This is a genomic window from Arthrobacter sp. W4I7, assembly GCF_030816215.1.
Classification (GTDB): domain Bacteria; phylum Actinomycetota; class Actinomycetes; order Actinomycetales; family Micrococcaceae; genus Arthrobacter; species Arthrobacter siccitolerans_A.
The window spans coordinates 1,222,760-1,240,661 of record NZ_JAUSXU010000001.1 but is presented as its reverse complement, the minus strand read 5'-3'; the positions used below and the strand labels follow the sequence as shown (position 1 = coordinate 1,240,661).

Genomic DNA, 17,902 nt, shown 5'->3' with positions numbered 1-17,902 from the left:
ATTTGGGGGAACGCCATGGCGCCAAGAATTTGTGGGGCTGACATCAACGGGACTGCAACCAGCACGGCGAACTTTCCGCAGCTTGCCCTGGGCTACGCCCACCGCCGGGCCCGCGTCTTCTGGTTTTGGTGGACGGGAATGGTCTTCGCCCTCCCTGGTGCGGCGCAGGCCGCCGTGCTGTGGGCAACGGATCAAAACCCGGAGAACGGCCTGGTGCTGGCCGGCCTGGGATTGGGAATTTCAGGCGTGGGCTGCGTATCGGCCGTCGGCCCGCGCTTCACGCGGACGGCTCCCCGCCCGGCTGATGACGTGAACCGTGCTGAGCAGTACATTCGCATAGTTCCGAACTCAGCTATCGCCATGGTTGTCATCATGCTCGCGTTCGTCGCTGCTTTGAGCTTCCTCGCTCCCGAGGGATTGTCCCCGGAGGCTCTTCCGGTCTCAGCGTTCCTGGTTGCATTTCCCCTCCCCGTTGCAGCAGGAATGCTCTACTCCCGGCACCTCCACCGGGAGCGGGAGCGGCTTTACAGAAGCTGGCTGGAACGCGGCTAAAACAAAATTCCGGACTCAGGCGCCTTCGGATTCCTCCACGCTCAGCTGCGACTCGAACATCCTGAAGTAGCGGCCCCGCAGCGCCACGAGTTCGTTGTGCGTGCCCTGTTCCACAATCTGCCCGTCCTCCAGCATGTAGACGATGTCCGCCTTTTCGATGGTGGCGAGCCGGTGGCTGATGGCGATGATGGTGCTGCTGCGGTCCGCAAAGAGGCGGGTGAAGATGCGGTGTTCAGCGAGGGCATCGATGGCCGATGTCGGCTCGTCCATCACCATGAAGGAGGCGTCCCGGTAGAAGTTGCGGGCCATCGCCAGCCGCTGCCACTGGCCGCCCGACAGCCCGCTGCCCTTGCGGCCGCGGGGATCCTCCATCCAGTTACTGACGTGGTTGTCCAGCCCGTTGGGGAGTTTGTTGATGAAGTCGAGCGCCTCCGCGTCTGCGGCGGCCCGCCGGATGCGGTCCTCGTTCCGGGGTGAGTCGACGTCACCGAAGTAGATGTTCTCCGCAGCCGTGGCGAACTCGTATTTGAGGAATTCCTGGCTCAGCACCGCCAGGTGCCGGTGCCAGGAGGTGACGTCGACGGCGGCCAGGTCCACGCCGTCGAGCATCACCTGCCCCGAGTCCGGGCGGTAAAGGCCTGCGAGGATGCGGATCAGCGTGGACTTCCCGGCGCCGTTCTCCCCCACAATGGCGATGTGCTGGCCTTCGCGGATGGTCATGCTGATGCCGCGGATCACCTCGATGTCACTGCCGGTGTAGGTGAAGCGGATGTCCTTCAGCTCAACGGTCTTCGGGGAGTCCAGCAGCGGCGGCGCGTGCTCCGAGTGCACCGGCAACGCCATAAAAAGCTCGTAGTCCTTGAGGTTGGCCAGGTCCTCGTCAATAGAGCTGAGGGAGGAGACCAGGTTGTTGGCCGTGGACAGCGCCCGGCTGACAATCTGCTGGACGTAGAGGAACTGGCCCACAGGTTGCGCCCGGGCGATGATCTGCCCCACCACCCAGATCAGCGAGACAACCTCCGCGCCGTACTGGAGGGCGTCCGCGGCGAGCTGCTTGGGGATGTACCGGCGCTGGAAATCGAGGCGGCGGCGCTCGTCAGCGTCGCGCAGGCGGGACCGGAGGTCCATGAGGAAGCCGACGATTCCGTAGAGACGCATCTCGGCAATGTGCTGCGGCCTGAGCAGGTTCTGCTCGATCATCCGGCGCTGCCGGCGTGAGTCCACCTGCGTGTTCCAGTGCGCGATCTGCTCCCTGGACAGCTTGAACTGCAGGTACACGCTGGGCACGATGGCCACCAGGACAATCACGGCGATCCACCAGCTGACCAGCAGCAGTGCCCCGATAGCAAGGATGACCGACACAAGCTGGGTGAAGATGGCAGCGATCCGATCCAGTACCCGGGCGTAGGAGTCGGAGAACCTCTTGGCCCGGTCGTACAGGTCAACGGTTTCTTTGTCGTCGTAGCGCCAGAACTCGAGGGCGAGGAACCGCTCGTACATCTGGTCGCCCACGATGGCGCCCACTTTGAAGCTCATCAGCTGCTGGATGTAGCGGTCCACGCTGTTGAACGCACCCCAGAAAAGCCCCAGGGCCGCGGTGATGATGACGTAGACAATCGCCAACTGCCCGGCTCCTGCATCGCCCGAATAAGCCGCTGCCAGCGCTGTTGTGGTGAGCGCGGCGAAGTAGGTGGTGACCAGCGGAAGTACGGCCGAGATCAGGGAGCCGAGCACTTTCATAACCACAGCGCCCGGGGAGGCCCGGAAACTGACCCTCAGGACCTGGGCAACGGCGCGGGCGTACGGGCGAAGGGCCAGCCGTCGCGAGGGTTCCCGCTTCGGGGCCAGTTCCGCCGGGTGGCGTGATGGGGGCATGGAATCAGCCTAGTGCCGCGCCCCGGGTTAGGCGGGTGTCAGTACTCCTCGCCGTACTCGTAGTCCGGGAAGTCGAAGCAGGCACTGTAGCCCTCGACCCGCAGCGATTCAGGGCCGCCCACGAAGAACACGAACAGGTGAGTGCCGTCGCTGTGCAGAAGGTCGATGCGCCGGGCTCCGCCGGGGGTTTTGCCGTCATCCACCGTCCAGCCGTCCTTGGCCTCCATCAGCTCGACCACCTCATCGAGGATGGCTTCGCGGTCCACATCGGCCCCGACTTCAGCAACAGCGTCCCCGGTCCACTTGCGCCGGTCTCCACCAGTGCAGGGCATGAGTCCGGACGTATCGTGGGCGAACGTGGACAAAACCGCATCGCCGGGCAGCAGCCCCAGGATTTCCTGTTCCGAGGACATGACTTTGGTCTTGGCTGATTCGAGGCTGATGTCCGGGTTCTTTCCATTTCCAGGCTGGCCGCAGGAGGCCACCATTGCTAGGAGTGCTGCCGCTCCGGCCAGGCGCCATTCCGGCGCGGACCTGGGCCTACCGCTCACGGATTTCCGCCAGGATGTCTGCAAGGGCTTCCTCATTCTCGGGATCTGTGGCGGCAATTAGCGGGTGGCTGCTGTTCATCGGCCTGCCGCATCAGGTCCTCAGCGGCCCGCTGCAGGAGCGTGACCGCTGCCCAAACCGTCCCCCAATTGCCGCATGTATATCCATCGAATGTACTTTATCGCTCAAAAAGAAGGGATGGGCAGTAATGCCCATCCCTTCTAAATGATCAGCGGGAGCCGTAGTTCGGCGCCTCGACGGTCATCTGGATGTCGTGCGGGTGCGACTCCTTCAGGCCTGCCGGGGTGATCCGGACAAACTTGCCGCGCGCCTTCAGCTCGGGGACGGTAGGCGCACCGGTGTAGAACATGGTCTGGCGCAGGCCGCCCACCAGTTGGTACGCCACGGAAGCCAGTGGACCGCGGTACGCCACGCGGCCTTCGATGCCTTCGGGAATGAGTTTGTCATCGCCGGAAACGTCGGCCTGGAAGTAGCGGTCCTTGGAGTAGGACGTGTTCTTGCCCCGGGACTGCATGGCGCCCAGGGAGCCCATGCCGCGGTAGGACTTGAACTGCTTGCCGTTGACGAAGATCAGCTCGCCCGGGGACTCATCGCAGCCGGCCAGGAGGGAGCCGAGCATCACGGTGTCGGCGCCGGCAACGAGGGCCTTGCCGATGTCGCCGGAGTACTGGAGGCCGCCGTCGGCGATCAGCGGAACACCGGCCGGGATGGCAGCCTTGGCGGATTCGTAGATGGCGGTGATCTGCGGGACGCCCACACCGGCTACCACGCGGGTGGTGCAGATGGAGCCCGGCCCCACGCCCACCTTGATGCCGTCGGCGCCGGCGTCGATCAGGGCCTGGGCGCCTTCGCGGGTGGCAGCCTGGCCGCCGATGACGTCCACATGCGCTGCAACAGGATCGGACTTGAGGCGGCGGATCATGTCCAGCACGCCCTGCGAGTGGCCGTTGGCGGTGTCCACGAACAGGGCGTCGACGCCGGCATCCACCAGTGCCATGGCGCGCTCCCAGCCGTCCCCGAAGAAGCCGATGGCTGCACCCACGCGGAGGCGGCCTTCGTCATCCTTAGTGGCCAGCGGGTACTGCTCTGCCTTGGTGAAGTCCTTGGTGGTGATCAGGCCCTTCAACCGGCCCTGCTCATCCACCAGCGGCAGTTTTTCGATCTTGTTGGTGGCCAGCTTGTGCGAGGCTTCTTCGCGGCTGATGCCCACGTGCCCGGTGACCAGCGGCATCTTGGTCATCACGTCGCTGACAAGCCGCAGCGGGAAGTCGGACTCCGGCACAAAGCGGGTGTCGCGGTTGGTGACGATGCCCAGCAGGCGGTTGTCCTCGTCAACGACCGGCAGGCCGGACACGCGGTACTGGGCGCACAGGTCATCCAGTTCGCGGAGTGTGGCCTCGGGGCGGATGGTCAGCGGGTTGGTGATCATGCCCGATTCGCTGCGCTTGACGCGGTCCACCTGGTCCGCCTGGTCGGCGATGGACAGGTTGCGGTGCACCACGCCCAGGCCGCCCTGGCGGGCCATGGCGATGGCCATCCTGGACTCCGTCACGGTGTCCATGGCGGCGGAGAGCAGGGGTGTCTGCACGGTGATCCGCTTGGAGATCCGGGAGGAGGTGTCCGCTTCGGAGGGGATGACCTCGGTGTGGCCGGGAAGGAGCAGGACGTCATCGTAGGTCAGGCCGATGAAGCCAAAGGGGTTGTGTTCGGGCTCGGTCATGAGTGCGCCTCTTACCTTGGTTGCGTGCGGGTAGGGGTTGCAGCCGATGACCAGCCCGTCATTACGGGACTGGCCTGTGCAGAAGATCGTGCAGACCACTACGTGATGCGGCGGTCCGGAGGTCAGAAAGTGTTGAGTAAATATTAGAACCTCGGCGCCGATCCCCCTATTCCATCCGCCCGATGTGAGCAACCGCACGGCCCCAGCACACGGCAGGGCATCACGGGAAAAGAATCAGTTCCAGCCTGTCGCGGTGAGGAGGCGCTGCTCAAACATGGGGATCATGGTTTCCACGTAAGTCCGGGTGAGGTGGTTGTCGTCCTTATAGACGTATACATTTCCCACCACCCCGGGGCAGATCCCGCGCGCGCAGATGAAGTCGCTCAGGTCCATCAGGTGCAGGCCGTTGACCTTGCCCCGGTAGCCCTCCAGTGGTGAAGGGTCCGCCAGGGACTCCTCCACGGGAACGCTGCACTCGTGGGCCTCCGCACCGTTGCGCTGGACGCACTCGGGCATGTTGAAGGTGAACCGCGGGTTGTCCCGGATCCCGACAATCTCGATGCCCGCGTCGGCGAACGGGCGGACGCCGTCCAGGTATCCCGGCACCTCTGTCTCGAACGGTGCTTCCTCGTGCGTCAGCGATGCCACGGTGAACACCGCATCCGGCCGGTGTTCCAGGACATAGGCGGCACTGGCATGGTTGTAGGCGTTGCACTCGGCGTTCCGGGTTTCCGATTCGGCCCCGAAGCGGCAGGCAGGCATCAGCAGCGTCACCAGTTCCCAGCCCCGCGCGGCCGCGATGGGGGCGAGGGCACCCAGGTACTGCTGGGAGTGCGAATCCCCCAGGACCACTATGCGCTTGGTCACTTCCCCTTCGGGGACTGCCTGCCGGCAGCCCTCCAAAATGGGGTTGCTGGTGGCATTGGCATCGACGCACGGAGCCTGGATGCCTGCCCAGTCGTTGTCCAGTGCGGCGGGGCCCGGGATGATCCTGGCACCGGCAGCGGGTACCGCGGCGTTCTCCGGGCTGAGCGCGGCCGCCCCCGGCGTGAGCTCCCGCGGCTGGGCCGCCGTCGCGCTTTCCTCTGCGGTGAGCGTGGTCTGCCAGATGGCCACGGGACCTGCCAGCAAGGCGCCGCAGGCGACAATCACGACGGCGGTGCGCCGGGCCCGCAGCTTGGGCCAGTGCCAGTCCCGCAACGGCTTTTCCACGAAGCGCGTGGTGAGGACGGCCAGGACCACGGAGGCGCCGACTATTGCCAGGCCCTGGACCAGGTTGGGTGCCTCCACCCCGGTAGCGGCCAGCGCCAGGACAAGGACCGGCCAGTGCCACAGGTACAAAGCGTAGGAGTTGTCACCCAGTGCCACCAGCGGCCTGCTGCTGAGAATCCTGTCCACGCCGCAGCGGCTGCCGGTCTGCCCGGCGATGATGATCGCGGCCCCCGCGAATGTGGGCCACAGCGCGACGTACCCGGGGAAGGAACGGTCCACGGTCAGCAGCAGGCCGCACGAAATCATGGCGGCCAGCCCGGCCCAGCCCAGCACTACCCGCAGCGCCCGTGCGGGTTTGAGGTACGGCAGCGCGAGGGCCAACAGGGACCCCAGGGCGAACTCCCAGAGGCGGGCCCGGGTGTCGAAGTAGGCATACGCCTGGTTGGTGGCGGTCTGCTCCACCGAGTACGCGAGCGAAAAGGCAAAGACGGCGCCGAAGACCACCGCCAGCAGGCCGCGGTAGGTCAGGCCGGCACAGGCCGGCACCCGGCGCAGGAGCGCCAGCAGCCCCGCGGCGCCGGCGAAGATCAGCGGCCAGAGGATGAACACCTGGCCCTGGATGGAGAGGGACCAGAAGTGCTGGAGGGGGCTGGCACCGGCATGGTCCTGGGCATAGTAGTCAACTGCAGTATCGGCGAGCAGCCAGTTCTGCCTGTACAGCAGCGATGCCCAGGCCTGGTCCAGTACCTGCGGCCAGCGGCTCTGCGGCAGGATCAGCCAGGTTCCGGCGAGAACGCCCAGGATCACCACGACGGCGGCCGGCAACAGCCGCTTGAACAGGTGCAGCCAGTGCGCCAGGAGTCCGAACGGGCGCCCCGCTTCGGTCTTCCGGACGAAGGACAGCGTAAGCAGGAAGGCGGAGATCAGCAGGAAGATATCCACACCGCCGGACACCCGGCCCAGCCACACATGGTACGCAACCACCATCAGCACGGCGAGCGCCCGGAGCCCCTGCACCTCGGGCCGGAAAGTTGGTTTCCGGCCCCTGGTACTGCCTCCGGGCAGCGGCTTGGCTGCAGCCCCTGTTCTCGCTACCGACACAAATAGACCTCACTGGTGCATAGGCAAAACATCGATTCTACCCAGTTGGGGAATTTTCCCTGCCAGGTACTGCGCGTCGCGGCTTCCTCCCGGCAGCGTTGCGGATGCTGCCGCATACAAAAATTCCTGCCCCAGGAAGAACAATCCCGGCGTATCAAGCGCCACGCCGCGGTGCTGCCGCGGCAGCGCACCGTCGTCGAGCAGGTCCGGATCGACCCAGCTGAAGTCGTCCCGGAAACCGGTGCACCAGATGACGTTGGCGGCGTCCAGCCGGGTGCCGTCCGCCAGGACGGGCTTGCCGTCTTCCACGCCGGTGACCCGTGGCACCAGCCGGACTCCGGCCGCGGCCAGGTCCTTGGTCTTGGTCCTGATCAGGGGCGCAGCGTGTGCCTTGAACGCCGGTGCTGCCTTGCGTCCCACCGGCGTGTCGAGGTTGAGGACGTGCAGGCCGAGGAAGCGCACCACCGGCAGTACGAAGCGGGCGGCTGCCCGGCCGTGCTTCACCGGCAGTTCGCCCCCAGGCTTTCCCGCAATCGTGGTGGGGTGCGTCCTGCACACTTCGAGGGCGATCTCGGCTCCTGAATTTCCCACCCCCACCACCAGGACCGGGCCGTCCTGCAGTTGGCCGGGATTCCGGTAGTCACTGGAGTGGAACTGGACTGTGGAAGGTGCCAACCCGGCAGCGAAGGCGGGAACCCTGGGAGCCTGGCTGACCCCGGTGGCAACGACGGCGTTGCGCGCCTCCCAGCGGCGGCCGTCGCCCGACGCTGCGAGGAAGTGGCCATCCTCCCGCCACAGGCGCTCCACCCGGGTGCCGTGAAGCACGGGCAGGGCGTTCCGTTCCGCGTAGCCTTCCAAGTATCCGGCCAGTTCATCCTTGGTGGGGAAGGACAGCGGGTCTGCCGGGAACGGCTCGCCGGGCAGCCCGTCATACTTTGCGGGGGTGAATACCCGGAGCGAATCCCAGCGCTGGCGCCAGGCGTCGCCGGTGCGCCGGTTCGCGTCGAGGATGAGGAAGTTCCGTTGCTGCTTCTTCAGATGGTGGCCCAGGGCGAGGCCGGCCTGGCCGCCGCCGATAATGATCGTGTCCAGCATGCCGGTCACGTTGCTGTTGTTCATGGCTTTACTCCTATTTCACTGGCGGGGATGCCTGCGGCTGAATCTTCCTGTTGTCCCGCCGGTACGGTTGCTCCGCGCCGGCTGCCCGGTTCCCTGTAGCGCAGCCACCAGGCAAGCATCAGGGCGGAGGCCAGGACGTAGGCGAGGTGAAGGACCCAGATTGGTCCGGCCGGGAGGTGGAACACGTAAACCGAGTGCACAACGTTCGCCACATTGCTCAGGACCAGGTTCCCCAGGCTGTAGGAGGCGAGGTCCCGCGTGCGGGCGGCTTTGGCCAGCATCGGCAGCATTCCTGCGGCAAACAGGACCGTGGAAAGCGTGCCGGCAAGGACTGGAAGGTTCATGCTTTGAGGCTATGACCGCCGCCTGCTGCTCCGCGTCGCCCAAATCATGCAGATTGCGCGCCGGGCGTATGGGCATTTTCATGCAGTCCCGGCGTTATCCCGCGAGTCCGTGCTCAAAGGCATACCTGGTGGCAGCGGCCCGGGAGGACAGGCCCAGCTTCAGGAAGATATTGCTGATGTGCCGGGCTACGGTCTTCTCGCTGAGATAGAGTTCCGCGGCGATGGCCCGGTTCCCCTTGCCGGTGGCGACGAGCCGAAGCACTTCGGTTTCCCTCGGGGACAGCGGTCCCTTGGCGCCGTCTGCGCCTTCCCGCATAAGCGACGCCGCCCAGGCGGCCCCCGGTGCTGCGCCCAGTTCCAGGAACTCCGCTTCTGCAGCCTCGAAGTCCATCAGTGCCGACGCCTCGTCGCCAAGGGCCCGGCAAGCACAGCCGATCAGGACCCGGCAGTGCGCGGCTTCGTACGGCACACCGAGTTGCCGCCACAGCTTCCAGGCCTGCCGGATGGCTGGCGCGGCACCCGCCGGATCACCTTCGGCGAGCCGGACACCGCCCTCGGCCTGGCACGCAACCGCGCGGACCATGGGCATGGGGCATTCCCGGGCAAAGGCTGCCAGCTCGTCCGCGCCGCGGCGCGCCGCTTCAATATCGGCGGCGGCGAGCTCGATCTCCACCAGGGCTGGCAGTAAATGGCGGCGGGTGGCGGTGTCCGCAACGCCGGCAGCCCTTTGGATCATGGACTGCGCCTGCTTCGCGTCCCCGCGCGCCAGGGAGAGGAGCGCAAGGCCAGGCTGTGGCTCATAGCCGCTTCGCGCCGCTTCCCGGTATGAAGCTGCGGCTGCGTCCAGATCGCCGCTGAGCCGCTGCACTTCCCCCTGCTGGTAGTAGCCCCCGTACAGGGCCTGGGGATCGCCCTGGGCGGAACGGCCTTGGGCTATGGCCGCCGCCGCCAGCGCCTCGGCCCAGGCGCCATGCAGCCGGAAGAGCTCTGCCCGGTGTGACTGGCACTGGCCACTGAACGTGACCATGTCGGGGCGGTTACGGCACCAGCGGTCAAGTGCCGCCGTCCATTCCAGTGCCCGTTCCAGGTCGAAGGCCAGGTGGCAGTTGCCGATGACTGCACAGTAGACAATCCCGGCCGGGATTGCGGACAGTTCTCCGGCCGTCACGGCCACCATAACCTCGTCGAACATTCGAAGGCCCTCGTCGTTGTGCCCGAGCATGAGGTTCGCCTGGCCCAAACCGATGAGGGCCAGCGCCGACAGGTCTTTGTCCTGGAACCTTTGGCCAATGTCCGCAACCTGGGCGAAAGCCTCCAAGGCGCCGGCAGGGTCACCGCCGTAGAGCTTGCCCAGGCCTACCGGCACAAGCAGGAACCCTTGGACGGCGTGTGGCCCGTCCAGCTCATCCGAGAGCCGTTGCCCCCGGGCGAACCATCCGCCGGCCCGGGACATTTCGCCAAGATGCATCAGCTGCATCCCCATCCAGCCGGCGCACCGGACGGCTCCAACGATGTCGCCGACAACCAGGTACTCTTCGTGGGCGCGGGTGAGGGTGTCCAGTCCTGTGGCCGTGTTGCCGGTCAGAATCTCGGCGGTGGCGAGCCGTTCCAGGTCAGGTGCCGGCAGGCCGCCCCGTTGGTCGGCGTCGCGGAAGTTTTCAAAGGCCTCGGTCCAGCGGTTTTCGCGGAACGCTGACCTGCCCTGGTCGATGCCCGTCTCAGCTGACACCAGGCCTCCTTTCGGATACCACCCGCCCGGCCGGACGCCGTCGTCGCGCTTTGCACGCAACGGCACTTAAGCGCCACGGTACGCCCGCGGCAAAGGTAGAACAAGCGTCTGGTCAGGAACGGAGCAGCCCACGCAGGGTCTGGATGGTGTCTGCCTCGGCAACCGTTTTGTCGTCGCGGTAGCGCTTGACGCGTGCGAACCGGAGTGCGATTCCGCCCGGATAGCGCGATGACTGCTGCACGCCGTCGATCGCGATTTCTACAACGATAACGGGTTCCACCCAGACGGTGCCCGCGGTGCGGCGGACCTCGAGCTCCTGGAACCGCTCCGTCTGCCACTGCAGCAAAGCGTCGGTGAGTCCTTTAAAGGTCTTTCCCACCATCACGTAACCGCCGGGTTCGCCGAACTCGCCTGTGGGGTCCAGGGCGCCGAGGTGCAGGTTGGAGAGCAACCCGGTGCGCCGTCCCGATCCCCACTCGCAGGCAAGCACCACCAGGTCGTAGGTGAGCACCGGCTTCACCTTGATCCAGTTGGAACCACGCCGGCCGGCCGCGTAGGCCGATCCCACCGCCTTCACCATCACGCCCTCGTGGCCGGCGGCGAGCGCATCCCGGGAGACCTGTCCGGCAACAGCGGCATCGGCGGTGACAGTCCCAGGAATCCGGTGCCCGGGGGCGATGCGTTCGAGCACGCCGATGCGCGTGGACAGCGGCTCGTCCAGCAGGTCGCGGCCGTCGATGTGCAGCACGTCGAAGAACCACGGGTGCAGCAGGGTGGTGCGCGCCGCATCGGCCCCGAAACGGGACATGGTCTCCTGGAATGGCCGGGGCCCGCCGTCTTCATCGAGGGCGAGGGTCTCGCCGTCGAGGATCACGTCGCGCACCGGCAGTCCGCGCACTACGTCCACCACTTCGGGCAGCCGGTGGGTCACGTCGGCCAGGGTGCGGGTGTAGATGCGCACGTTTTCCCCAACGCGGTGCACCTGGATGCGCGCGCCGTCGAGCTTGTATTCCACCGACGCTTCCCCGGTGACCTCCAGCGCCGCATCCACGGTGGCCGCGGTTGCGGCGAGCATGGGCTGGACGGGACGGCCGACGACGAGGCCGACGTCGTTCAGCTGGGCATCCGTGCCGGTGAGCGCCAGCAGGGCGGTCGCGCCCAGATCGCCGGAGAGCATGGCGGCGCGGCGTACGGCGTTGACGGGACGGCCGGCGGCGCTGGCCACAGCGTCCGTCAGGACGCCTTCCAGCGCACCGGTCCGCAGTTCTCCCAGCAGTACCCCGGCGATGAATGCCTGCTCGCGTTCGGTGGCTGCCGCGGTGAGGGTCCGGAGGGTCGCGGCCCTCTCCGCAGCGGATCCGGCACCGGCAGCGGCCAGCAGCCGGTCCAGCGCAGCGTCGAGGTCGGCCACGGTAAGGCTGGACTCAGCAGCCGGCTCCCCCATCGCCGCTGACATGCCGCGCCAGCCGATCCCCACCCGGCCCTGGCGCGGCCTGGCACTCAGCAGGCCTACCGCCGTCGGGATCTCCGCGGGGTCCAGCCGGCGCAGCAGGTCCGCCAACGCCTCCACCTTCGCGAGCCGGGAGCGGGTGGACGCGACGGCGTCCGCGGTCTTCACAAGCTCGTCGAGCAGCATGGGATCAGTCTGCCACGCGGGCTCTGGACAGCACCCGGCGGCTGCCCCACACTGGACGCGTGGGAATCATCGTCGCGAACCTGTTCCTTACCCTTGACGGCGTGTACCAGGCGCCAGGCGGCCGAGAAGAGGACACTGAGGGCAACTTCGCCTTCGGCGGCTGGCAGGCGCCGGTGTCCGATGATGAGGCCGGCGCGGCCATCGGCCAGGAGATCGCCAAGATTGACGCGCTGCTGCTCGGCCGGAAAACCTATGACATCTTCGCCGCCTACTGGCCTCACCAGTCAGACGAAATCGGGGGGACGCTCAACCGGGTGCCCAAGTTCGTCGTGTCCAAGAGCCTGACCGCGCCTGGCTGGGAGGGCACTACGGTACTGCCGGATGCCACGGCGGCAGGCAGGCTGCGCGAGGAGTACGGCGAGGTGCACATGTTCGGCAGCGGCGTCCTCATCCGTTCACTGCTCGCGGCCGATGTGCTGGACCGGCTCCACGTCTGGCTCTACCCAGTCACGTTGGGGCAGGGCAAGCGCCTCTTCGACGCCGGGACCATTCCCGCCTCATTCCGCCTCGCGGAACCTGCGCGCAGCTTCCCGAAGGGGGCTGTGTCACTGGTGTATGAGCGCGCGGGCGACGTTGAGACGCAGGAGATGGGCTAGCCGCGTTGGGCAAGGTCATCGCAGCCATCACCACATCCGTTGACGGCTTCATCACCGGCCCCGACGACGGACCCGGACTCGGCCTGGGCAAGGGCGGCGAACGGCTGCACTACTGGGTGATGGGCGGCCCATGGACCTACGAGGGCGGACACGACTTCGCGATGCACGGCCCGGACAAGGATTTCTACGACGAACTTGTTGCGGGTTTGGGTGCCGGCATTGTGGGTCGGGGCATGTATGACGCTGCAGGAGCATGGGGAGGGACCAATCCGTTCCCCGGCCCGCTGATGGTGCTCACCCACCGTGTGCAGGACCAGCCCGCGGCTGCGTCGGGGTTCACGTTCGTGTCCGGGCTTGAGGAGGCCCTGGCGCAGGGCGCTGGCCGCCGGGCGGGTGGATGAACTGGTGCTGTCGACGGCACCGGTGGTCCTGGGCGGCGGGAAGCGCCTGTTCGACGGCTTCCATCATGACCTCGACCTCGAAATTGTGAAGGCTGTCACCTCACCGTTCGCCACCCACGTGCGTTATGCCGTGAAGAAGTAGGGAGCACAAAAAACCGGCCCAGCAGATGCTGGGCCGGTTTTTAGTGCATGGCTATGGGCCCACGCCGTCCGGGTTCCCTGACCGAGCGAAGCGAGGTGAGGGAGACGGTGGGGACTAGTGGCTGTGGCCTGCGTGCTCGTCTTCCTCGGCAGGCTTCTCTGCTACAAGGGTCTCGGTGGTGAGAACCAGGGCGGCGATGGAGGCTGCGTTGCGGAGGGCTGCGCGGGTGACCTTGACGGGGTCGATCACGCCGGCGGCGATCAGGTCCTCGTACTCGCCCGACTTGGCGTTGAAGCCGTTGTTGGTTTCGAGCTCGGCAACCTTGGACGTGATGACGTAGCCGTCGAAGCCGGCGTTCTGGGCGATCCAGCGCAGCGGCTGGACCAGTGCGCGGCGAACGATGCCGACTGCGGCAGCAGCGTCACCCTCAAGGGCCTTGACTGCAGGGTCCTCATCCAGTGCCTTGAGGGCGTGGATCAGGGCAGAGCCGCCACCGGCCACGATGCCTTCTTCGAGGGCAGCGCGGGTGGAGGACACGGCGTCTTCGATGCGGTGCTTCTTTTCCTTCAGCTCAACCTCGGTGGCTGCGCCGACCTTGATGACGCCGATACCGCCAGCTAGCTTGGCCAGGCGTTCCTGGAGCTTTTCGCGGTCCCAGTCGGAGTCGGTGCGGGTCAGCTCGGCGCGCAGCTGTGCCACGCGGGCTGCCACGTCCTCAGATGAACCGGCGCCGTCAACGATGGTGGTGTTGTCCTTGGTGACCGTGATGCGGCGGGCGGTACCCAGCACCTCGAGGCCAACGGTGTCCAGGCTCAGGCCCAGCTCCGGGGAAACAACCTGTGCACCGGTGAGGGTGGCGATGTCCTGCAGCATGGCCTTGCGGCGGTCGCCGAAGCCCGGAGCCTTGACGGCAACGACGTTCAGGGTGCCGCGGATGCGGTTGACGATCAGCGTGGACAGGGCCTCGCCGTCAATGTCTTCAGCAATGATGAACAGCGGCTTGCCGGCCTGGAGGGCCTTCTCCAGCAGCGGCAGGAATTCCTGCAGCGAGGAGATCTTGCCCTGGTTGATCAGGATGAGGGCGTCTTCGAGGATGGCTTCCTGGCGGTCCGCATCCGTGATGAAGTACGGCGAAAGGTAGCCCTTGTCGAACTGCATGCCCTCGGTGAGGACCAGTTCGGTCTGGGTGGTGGAGGATTCCTCGATGGTGATCACACCATCTTTGCCGACCTTGCCGAAGGCTTCAGCCAGGAGCTCGCCAATCTCGTCGCTCTGGGCGGAGATGGCTGCAACGCTGGCCACCTGGGTGCCTTCGACGGGACGGGCGTTCTCCAGCAGGCGGGCGGCGACGGCTTCCACGGAAACCTCGATGCCGCGCTTGATCTGGCCGGGAGCGGCGCCTGCCGCTACGTTGCGCAGGCCTTCCTTGACCAGGGCCTGTGCCAGGACCGTTGCGGTGGTGGTGCCGTCGCCGGCAACATCGTTGGTCTTGGTGGCAACTTCCTTGGCCAGCTGAGCGCCAAGGTTCTCGTAGGGGTCGTCCAGTTCCACTTCGCGGGCAATGGTGACGCCGTCGTTCGTGATGGTGGGCGCGCCCCACTTCTTGTCCAGGACGACGTTGCGGCCGCGCGGGCCCAGCGTCACCTTGACGGTGTTGGCGAGCTTATCGATGCCGGCTTCAAGAGACCGGCGGGCAGCGTCGTTAAACGCAAGCTGCTTTGCCATGGTTCAGTCCTTTCAAGACAGAACCCCGCGCAGCTGACCAGCAGAAGGCATGACCAGCGGCACGGGGATCCGAAGAGTTACTTTACGACGATCGCCAGGACGTCGCGGGCGGACAGCACGAGGTATTCGGTGCCGCTGTGCTTGACTTCGGTTCCGCCGTACTTGGAGTAGATAACAACGTCGCCTTCAGCAACGTCGAGCGGGACGCGGTTGCCGTTGTCGTCAAAGCGGCCGGGGCCTACTGCAACAACTTCGCCTTCCTGGGGCTTCTCCTGCGCGGAGTCCGGGATGACCAGGCCGGAAGCCGTGGTCTGCTCGGCTTCGAGCGGGCGGACAACAATACGATCCTCAAGAGGCTTAATAGAGACCGACACTCGGACCTCTCCTTTTCGTCAGCAAATTCGTGGACTGGAAAGCTTCCCGCCGTGGCTGGCAAACCGTCGTCGCGGTGCCGGCAGCAGCCTGGCTGGCAGCTCTTCATGTATTAGCACCCTCCTAGGGAGAGTGCTAATGAAGACTCTATGTAAGGGTTAGCACTCGGTCAAGGCGAGTGCCAGCGTTTCGTCATCTGCGAACCCTCCATGTGTACATTTGACCGGTGCGAGCCGCTGCTTATCTGATCCTTGCCACCCTCTTCTGGGCCGGAAACTTCGTCGTCGGCCATGCCGCCATGGAAACCATGCAGCCGCTGCAGCTGACTTATTGGCGGTGGACCCTGGCAGCGGCGCCGCTGCTGGTACTCGCCCACATGGTGGAGCGGCCGGACTGGCGGAGCGTGCTGCGCCGGTGGCCGGTCCTGCTGCTCCTGAGTTCCCTGGGCATGAGCGCCTACACGTTGCTGCTGTACAGCGCGCTGGGCCACACCTCAGCCCTGAACGCCTCGCTGGTGACGGCTGCCAACCCTGCGCTGATTGTGGTGCTGGCCGTGGTCCTGCTGCGCGACAGGCCGCGTCCACTGGGCTGGGCGGGGATCGGGCTGGGCCTGGCCGGCGTCCTGCTGGTGCTCACCGGCGGCGACATCCACCGGCTGCTGACCTTCTCCATCAACAGGGGCGAACTGCTGATCCTCGCGGCGATCACCGTGTGGGGCCTGTACACCATCCTCGGGCGCAGGGTTGATATACCCCCGATCACGTCCACTGCAGTACAGGTGGCGCTGGCCGCCGTCGTCCTCAGCCCGCTGGCCCTCATCACCGGCGCCGGCCTGCCCCGGACAGCACCGGAGGGCTGGTCCCTTGCCTACATTGCCCTGTTTCCGTCGCTGGGTTCCTACCTGCTCTGGAACCTTGCCCTGAAACGCACCACGGCGGCCAATGCGGGCAACTACCTGAACCTCATTGCCGTGTTCACCGCGATCATCACTGTTGCCCTGGGCCAGCCCATCACCCTTCCGCAAGTTCTGGGCGGCGTCCTGGTCATTTCGGGAGTCCTGCTGACGAGCGCCGGCGGCCCTCAGCGTCCGAGGTCTTCGAAGTCGACGTCCTCGCCGCCGTCGCCCTCGTCCGGCGCGGAATTCCGCCCGCGGTAAAGGACCGCGCCTGCCGCTGCAGTGGCCAGCAGGGCGGCCACCAGCACGGCAATGCTTCCGGCGCGGGCGCCGTCGTAAAGTCCGCGGATGTCCTGCGCTTCCTGCGTATCGCCCGAGATGTCGTTGCCGCCCACGGAGTAGACGGTGGCGTTGAAGGTATCCAGGAAGAAGATCACCACCAGGAGCGCGATACACACCACCGCCACCAGGGCACCGGCAATCAATGCCGTCCGGGCGAATCCGGCGGGGCCCATGTCCTTGGCTGGTTCTTCGGACTGCCGGGGGCCTGCGCTTTCTTCCATGGATTCAACACTATCCGCATCCCGCCGGGACCTCCTCCACTAGGCTGGAACGCATGCCTCACGCTTCCCAGGACCAGATCGCGCCGCTGCTCACTCCCGAAGGCTGGGATCTGCTGGCGTCCCTGGGCCCGTATCGGGAGGACGCTTCCTTCGAGCTCAACTCGGCGCTGCGCAAGGCCGGCCACTCCCCCGAACTGGTTTCCGCCGTCCTGACCCAGTCCAGGCTCCGCACCAAGGCCGAAGCTAAGTTCGGCGAGTTCGCCCGCAGCATGCTGTTTACCCAGGCGGGACTGGAACAGGCGACCCGGTTCACTGTTGCCGCGCGCCACGCGCAGCGGTTCGCCGAAGCAGGAATCCGCCACGTGGCGGACCTGGGGTGCGGCCTCGCGGCCGACTCGCTGGCGCTGGCGTCGCTGGACATCAACGTCACCGCTGTGGAGATGGATGAGACGACGGCGGCCTGCGCCACGGTAAACCTGATTCCGTTCTCCAATGCCACGGTGGTCCACGCGGACGCCACTTCCGTTCCGCTGGACGGGATCGACGGCGTCTGGCTGGATCCTGCCCGCCGGGTCACCTCCACCTCCGGTACCAAGCGCATCTGGGATCCCGAGGCTTTTTCGCCGCCGCTGTCCTTTGTCGAGTCCCTCGCGGCGTCCGGAAGGGCCGTCGGAGTCAAGATGGGCCCGGGCATGCCGCATGATTCCGTACCGTCCGGCTGTGAAGCCCAATGGGTTTCCGTGGCCGGGGACGTGACCGAGGTAGCACTGTGGTTTAACGCCGTGCGCAGGCCCGGCATCCGCCGGGCCGCCCTGGTCCTGGGTGCTGGCGGTGCGGCCGAACTGACCAGCATTGAGGACTTCGGCGCCGGCCCTGCAGCCCCGCTGGGCCCGGTGGAGGGCTACCTCTACGAGCCTGACGGCGCGGTGATCCGCGCAGGGCTGGTGGCCGACGTCGCGCTTCAACTGGGCGGGCACCTGGTGGACGAACACATCGCCTACATCTGTGCCCCGCAGCTCGTGGACACGCCCTTCGCCCGGGCCTACAAAATCCTGGAAGTGATGCCCTACAACGTCAAGGCGCTCAAAGCATGGGTGAAGGCGGAAGGCATCGGTGTTCTGGACATCAAGAAGCGCGGCACTGCCGTCACCCCCGAGGAACTGCGCAAGCAGCTGCTTCCTGCGGGGAAGGCAGCCGCGAAAAAGGCCGGCAACAAAACGGCCACCCTGGTCCTGACCCGGATCGGGGAGGACCGGGTGGTCATCGTGGTGGAGCCGGCCTAGGGCGCTG

Annotated in this window: 17 protein-coding genes; 6 read left to right on the top strand and 11 right to left on the bottom strand. The window is 66.3% G+C overall.

Annotated features, from left to right (window positions below; all coding sequences use genetic code 11):
* The first annotated feature begins 15 nt into the window (after window positions 1-15).
* Window positions 16-552, top strand: coding sequence for a hypothetical protein (locus QF047_RS05740; RefSeq protein ID WP_307274773.1), 537 nt, complete (start codon window positions 16-18; stop codon window positions 550-552).
* A gap of 15 nt (window positions 553-567) precedes the next feature.
* On the opposite strand, the gene QF047_RS05735 is transcribed toward QF047_RS05740, so the two are convergent.
* The 8 genes from QF047_RS05735 to QF047_RS05700 form a co-directional block, all read right to left on the bottom strand.
* A complete protein-coding gene (locus QF047_RS05735; protein ID WP_307274771.1) occupies window positions 568-2,427 on the bottom strand; it encodes an ABC transporter ATP-binding protein in 1,860 nt (619 codons plus the stop codon).
* 38 nt (window positions 2,428-2,465) lie between these two features.
* Window positions 2,466-2,978: a hypothetical protein gene (locus QF047_RS05730; protein ID WP_307274769.1), complete on the bottom strand. Its 513-nt coding sequence runs from the start codon at window positions 2,976-2,978 to the stop codon at window positions 2,466-2,468.
* Window positions 2,979-3,205: 227 nt separating this feature from the next.
* Complete coding sequence (gene guaB / locus QF047_RS05725; protein WP_050054391.1) at window positions 3,206-4,717, bottom strand: IMP dehydrogenase; 1,512 nt, start codon at window positions 4,715-4,717, stop codon at window positions 3,206-3,208.
* A gap of 234 nt (window positions 4,718-4,951) precedes the next feature.
* Complete coding sequence (locus QF047_RS05720; protein WP_373427746.1) at window positions 4,952-7,030, bottom strand: acyltransferase family protein; 2,079 nt, start codon at window positions 7,028-7,030, stop codon at window positions 4,952-4,954.
* A gap of 9 nt (window positions 7,031-7,039) precedes the next feature.
* Window positions 7,040-8,149 (bottom strand): NAD(P)/FAD-dependent oxidoreductase, encoded by a 1,110-nt coding sequence (locus QF047_RS05715; RefSeq protein WP_307274767.1) that lies wholly within the window; start codon window positions 8,147-8,149, stop codon window positions 7,040-7,042.
* Complete coding sequence (locus tag QF047_RS05710) at window positions 8,146-8,493, bottom strand: hypothetical protein (protein WP_307274766.1); 348 nt, start codon at window positions 8,491-8,493, stop codon at window positions 8,146-8,148. Before QF047_RS05710 ends, QF047_RS05715 begins: the two co-directional genes overlap by 4 nt.
* Before the next feature lie 94 nt (window positions 8,494-8,587).
* Complete coding sequence (locus QF047_RS05705) at window positions 8,588-10,222, bottom strand: helix-turn-helix transcriptional regulator (RefSeq protein WP_307274764.1); 1,635 nt, start codon at window positions 10,220-10,222, stop codon at window positions 8,588-8,590.
* 112 nt (window positions 10,223-10,334) lie between these two features.
* Complete coding sequence (locus QF047_RS05700) at window positions 10,335-11,858, bottom strand: ATP-dependent DNA ligase (RefSeq protein ID WP_307274761.1); 1,524 nt, start codon at window positions 11,856-11,858, stop codon at window positions 10,335-10,337.
* Window positions 11,859-11,917: 59 nt separating this feature from the next.
* On the opposite strand from QF047_RS05700, the gene QF047_RS05695 reads away from it, so the two are divergent.
* From QF047_RS05695 to QF047_RS05685, 3 genes are read left to right on the top strand one after another with little or no spacing between them, the layout of a single operon-like run.
* Window positions 11,918-12,514, top strand: coding sequence for a dihydrofolate reductase family protein (locus QF047_RS05695; RefSeq protein WP_306634710.1), 597 nt, complete (start codon window positions 11,918-11,920; stop codon window positions 12,512-12,514).
* A 5-nt stretch (window positions 12,515-12,519) separates the two neighbouring features.
* Window positions 12,520-12,915 carry a hypothetical protein gene (locus QF047_RS05690; protein WP_307274757.1) on the top strand — a complete coding sequence of 132 codons (396 nt, stop codon included), beginning with the start codon at window positions 12,520-12,522 and terminating at the stop codon, window positions 12,913-12,915.
* A gap of 4 nt (window positions 12,916-12,919) precedes the next feature.
* Complete coding sequence (locus QF047_RS05685; protein ID WP_307274755.1) at window positions 12,920-13,057, top strand: hypothetical protein; 138 nt, start codon at window positions 12,920-12,922, stop codon at window positions 13,055-13,057.
* A 114-nt stretch (window positions 13,058-13,171) separates the two neighbouring features.
* On the opposite strand, the gene groL is transcribed toward QF047_RS05685, so the two are convergent.
* A complete protein-coding gene (gene groL, locus QF047_RS05680) occupies window positions 13,172-14,782 on the bottom strand; it encodes a chaperonin GroEL (protein WP_307274753.1) in 1,611 nt (536 codons plus the stop codon).
* A 77-nt stretch (window positions 14,783-14,859) separates the two neighbouring features.
* Complete coding sequence (gene groES / locus QF047_RS05675; RefSeq protein WP_050054380.1) at window positions 14,860-15,156, bottom strand: co-chaperone GroES; 297 nt, start codon at window positions 15,154-15,156, stop codon at window positions 14,860-14,862.
* Window positions 15,157-15,380: 224 nt separating this feature from the next.
* Between groES and QF047_RS05670 the strand changes: the two genes are divergently transcribed.
* Window positions 15,381-16,310 (top strand): DMT family transporter, encoded by a 930-nt coding sequence (locus QF047_RS05670; RefSeq protein ID WP_307274751.1) that lies wholly within the window; start codon window positions 15,381-15,383, stop codon window positions 16,308-16,310.
* Here QF047_RS05670 and QF047_RS05665 read toward each other — a convergent pair.
* Entirely contained in the window at window positions 16,235-16,612 is a 378-nt protein-coding gene (locus QF047_RS05665; protein ID WP_307274749.1) for a hypothetical protein, read from the bottom strand. The two genes, QF047_RS05670 and QF047_RS05665, sit on opposite strands and share 76 nt — an antisense overlap.
* A gap of 53 nt (window positions 16,613-16,665) precedes the next feature.
* On the opposite strand from QF047_RS05665, the gene QF047_RS05660 reads away from it, so the two are divergent.
* A complete protein-coding gene (locus tag QF047_RS05660; protein ID WP_307274748.1) occupies window positions 16,666-17,895 on the top strand; it encodes a class I SAM-dependent methyltransferase in 1,230 nt (409 codons plus the stop codon).
* Window positions 17,896-17,902 lie beyond the last annotated feature (7 nt).